Raw genomic sequence first — 4,123 nt, 5'->3', positions numbered from 1 at the left:
GATCGCCGATGCCGACGATGCTCTTGCCTTCGCAGAGGTTGCGGTAGATCTGCCACTTGTCGACGACCCTGCCCTTGGGGATCTCACGTGACTCGTTTTGCGCTGCCAGCATGGCAAGCGACATTGGCCGCCGCCCAAAGGGCGTCGTTGCAATACCCGTTTCCATTTTCTTTCACCCTCGATTAGGCAAAAGAAATCTGCTCGCCAAAACGGCGCCACGACTCTTGACAGTGATTCGGGGAAATGCGATTCTCAGCTTGCGACAGACGAGAAGGGCTTCCGCGACGGTGACGTTCGGGGGCCTTTTTCTTTTGCGGTTTCAGTCTCCTATTGATGTCTTCTCCGACTTTCTGAACGCCTCATAAAGGTTGCCCAGATTATCGGAAATCCACGTCCCAAAGCGGCTGCCGTCCATCTCCTTCACGGCGATCGTGATGGCCTTGCCTGCCTTCTTGACGCTGACGCTAACTGATTTGTCCTCGGGGACCCAGGACTGTGCTTGGGACTTCACGGCTACCTTGCGAACCGGCTTCCCCTTCGCATTCAAGGCTGCTAGCAACCTTTCGAAGCGTTCGTTGCTCTCCAGCTCGCCGAATTCTGGTTCGGACAAGATTGCATTAACGACTTCGGATTTCTTGCCGGCGAGCAGAGACAGCTCAACCCACCGCTCGCGGCCTACAGACGTAGCTGATCCAATCTTACCGATCACAGATGCCGGAATTCTGGTGACAACCGATACCATCTTCGAGACCGCAGCGGCGTTCGAGGCCAATGCTGACGAGATCACATCTCTGTCGTACCCCAAATCCTCAAGGCGCTTTGCGAACATCGCCTTCTCGATGAAACTGAGATTTGCCCGAGCGGAATTCTCCTGACCCTGGGCAATTACATGGGTCTTGTCGTCGATCTCCTTTACGACCGCCCTCACCTTCCGTCCCAGTTCGCGGGCGACTCGGACCCTGCGATGGCCGAAGACGATCATGTAGCGACCGTCTGAGCTCGGATGCGGACGGACAAGTATGGGAGAATCCTGCCCTCTCTCCCTAATCGCTTCCAGCAGCTCTTGATATTGTTCCTCGTCGCCGCCCATGCGGTCGGAAACGAACGAGCCATCGACTGCGCTTGGGTCGAGTTCGACGACATGCTCGCCCTCAAGATACGCATCCGCTTGCTTTGCCAACTCGTTGACTGAGCGGATCATCGATTTTGACGCGCCGCGGATCGGATATGCCGCAGCGGAGGCTGATGACGCCCGGTCGTCGATCTCCGCTTCTACCAGGCCTGCAAGAAGATTCTTACGTGCCATATTTTTACCTCCAGATAGGGCGTAGTCCATTGAATACATTTGGCAAATATCCGCTTTTGTCAGCAGACAAGTCAACGCCCCCATGCTTCATGAATCAAAGCTACGATTTCGCCGTTTACGACGTCCAAGGCTTCCATTGCTCGCTCGTATGTGGAACGGGTCATCGCACTCTTTTCGACTTCGTAGAGGGTCTGCTTGGTAATCCCGGCATCGGAAATCGCCGTTGATTTCAGCATCTGGTTCTTGAGAATGAATTCGCCGAACAACGTATGCAGGAACGCCACCATCTGCGCTTGCGGCTGATCCGTGGGTTCGTATCGAGTAACAAGATAGCGATACCACTCCAGATTCACCTCCGCACCGGCCGCCCTGATCGGCTCCAGGATGTTCCCGAGCATCAGCAGAAACTGGCCCATGCTCATAACATCGAGCATTTGCGGATGGATCGTGATCAACACTGAGGTCGCCGCGGTCAGTGCGGTGATCGTCAGGTAGCCAAGCTGCGGCGGACAATCGATAACTATGACATCGTAGCGATCGTCGACCTCCATCAATGCCTTCGAGATGCGCGTGAAAAACGCCCTGCCCACATTCGAAGACTTGTCCGTCATTGCCAGAGGCGTGTCGTATTCGAATTCCTGCAGCTCTAGGTTCGCTGGGACGATGTCCAAGCCCGGGAAATTCGTCGGCTTGATGATTTCCGAGAGAGGCACCCTCTCGTCGTCATAACGAATCGCGTCGTAAAGCGATTTCGCCTGGTCGAGTTCAGGTTGGAACCCATGCAACGAAGAAAGCGATGCCTGCGGATCGAGATCGACAGCTAGGACACGGTGCCCGGTAAGCGCAAGGTATTGGGCGAGGTGGGCAGCGGTAGTGGTCTTTCCGCTGCCCCCCTTGAAATTAACCACAGCCAAAATCTGAAGCTTTTCGCGCGGTCGCCGATGGGGAACATACATGCGGGCGTCGGATCGACCGTACTGGTCGAGATACTGGCGCAGCTCAAGCATCTGTTCAGCAGTGTACGAGCGTCTGCCCGACGTCGAGGTTTCAGGCACCGGTCCCTTTCCTTCCAGATGCAGTTTCTTCAGATGGCTCTGGGAAACCCCCAGATACGTGGCAACCTCCGCAAGCGAGAACGAACGAAGATTTTTCTTTGCGTGGGGAGGGAAGCGCTGCATCGAAAGCAGGTGCAACTTCTTCGATATCTGGTCGCCCTGATCGAGGATACTTTTCTCGAACAGCAGCGGGATTTTCGTAGGAACGGGCGAACTCACGTTCATTCGATCGAGACTCTCTAAAAACGATTTTTGACGTAAAAGCGCCAAGCAACCGTCATTATGTCCGATTCGTTCGCCCGGGCAAGAAATTTAAAGTTAACAAAAGCTTAATGGTCTCACGTTAGGATCCCATGATGTGATTCATGCACCTGAATATGCTACACAATTCAGCGATTTTGTCTGCGGACAAAGCCTGCTTATCCCAAGCACAAATCCTGCTTACCCAAGCGTCCCGCGCAAATTCTTATCGGCTTCCTTAGGCGACCCGCACCGGTGCCTGGCAAGTGATCGCGACACTGAGCTTCTGACGAATATCTGCAGATCAAACTCGACCGCGCGCTGACCCGACATTGCAAAGCGGCATGTCATCTTTCGTCTCCCTTGAAGAAGCTAAGCCAAAGCGTTTTCAGCTGATAGCTCGTCGGAGGAGAAGGCGCAGCGCCTCATCAGCCCGTCGCCTACGATAAACGCCAAGTGAGAGGACGGAATAATGGTGTCGAGTTCGCTCACCAGACGAAAATGTGACAGCGCTCGTTGCCGGACCCCTCGAAGATGGTTCCCGAAAAGGTGCCAAATCGCGTCTCGGCGAGACCACTTAGACGAAAGGCCCACTCTAGCGAAGCCGATGTCGCTTCTACTTCTCGATTCCAATCGAAACGCTAAGCTACCGTCGCGCAGCCGCCTCAAACGGAGGAATGGCGCAGTGTCTTGACATCCTCGTCGGACAAGATGCCGACCAAAAACGCGCGACGATCGGAGGGGCAGCCACCGAATCCCGCGTGTTAAGCGCGTCGGCGCGCCACAGTTTTGCGTCTGATGCAGGTTCGAGAGCCGCAGGTCCATGGTGCTCGCTCAAAACAGATACGGTCTGTCCACCCAAGCGAGCAGAACGGCGGCGTCCTGATCGGGTAGCCGCACCCGGCCCGTGCGCAGGCCTTCGGCGATCGTGTGACCGACATTCGGATCGACCCAGTGGCCGTGGGTCATCAGAAAGAACCAGGCGAAGGGCAGACCGATTTCGGTGTCGATCGCCTCGATCCGTTCCATCAGCCGGTGCACTGAGACGCCTTCGTCGGCGAGCAGCCGCTCAGTCGGCATTTTGAGGGGCCGCGGAATAAAACCGATCTCGCGCCGGCCGCGATCCTCGAGGTCGTGGATGTCGAAGGCCCAGTGAGCAAAGATGCGGTCGGCGGCCGCACTCGATCGCTGCCAGGCAACAAAAAGCGGCTTTCGCGCGGCACGAAATCGAACCAGTCGGGATAGGCGTCGAAAAACGCGATGTCGCGCGTGCCATCTGGCCCGACCTCGCGAATGACCCGGTTTTCCAGCTCGGGCCGCTGCGCCTCGCGCATTTCGCGTTCGATGCGCGTCCGGCGCGCCAAAAAACTGCGCATGTGGTCGATGCCGCCGCCGGAACAGCCGCGCAGCCGGTAGACTGGCCCTGCGAGCTGTTGTGTCTCGACCGCGGAACCGCGCCAAACCCAGGTCGGCTCGAACAGATCGTCGACGTTGCGGGGGCGATAGTCGGGATCGATCACCG

Annotated in this window: 4 protein-coding genes and 1 pseudogene; all 5 read right to left on the bottom strand. The window is 56.6% G+C overall.

Annotated features, from left to right (window positions below):
* Positions 1-166 (bottom strand): helix-turn-helix domain-containing protein (locus EOA28_RS27055; RefSeq protein ID WP_281060927.1); only part of this gene is annotated, 166 nt, incomplete at its 3' end.
* A gap of 153 nt (positions 167-319) precedes the next feature.
* A complete protein-coding gene (repB, locus tag EOA28_RS27050; protein WP_128315466.1) occupies positions 320-1,306 on the bottom strand; it encodes a plasmid partitioning protein RepB in 987 nt (328 codons plus the stop codon).
* 71 nt (positions 1,307-1,377) lie between these two features.
* Complete coding sequence (gene repA / locus EOA28_RS27045; RefSeq protein WP_128315465.1) at positions 1,378-2,586, bottom strand: plasmid partitioning protein RepA; 1,209 nt, start codon at positions 2,584-2,586, stop codon at positions 1,378-1,380.
* An 849-nt stretch (positions 2,587-3,435) separates the two neighbouring features.
* On the bottom strand, positions 3,436-3,630 hold the full coding sequence (locus tag EOA28_RS40465; protein WP_245501602.1) for a hypothetical protein: 195 nt from the start codon (positions 3,628-3,630) through the stop codon (positions 3,436-3,438).
* A pseudogene (locus tag EOA28_RS27040) lies at positions 3,630-4,123 on the bottom strand (hypothetical protein); the annotation flags it as partial. The gene EOA28_RS40465 and the pseudogene EOA28_RS27040, both read right to left, overlap by 1 nt.

This window comes from Mesorhizobium sp. M2A.F.Ca.ET.067.02.1.1 (assembly GCF_004023285.1).
Classification (GTDB): domain Bacteria; phylum Pseudomonadota; class Alphaproteobacteria; order Rhizobiales; family Rhizobiaceae; genus Mesorhizobium.
Note: the sequence above shows the minus strand (reverse complement) of the source record. Positions and strands in the feature narration are given on the sequence as shown.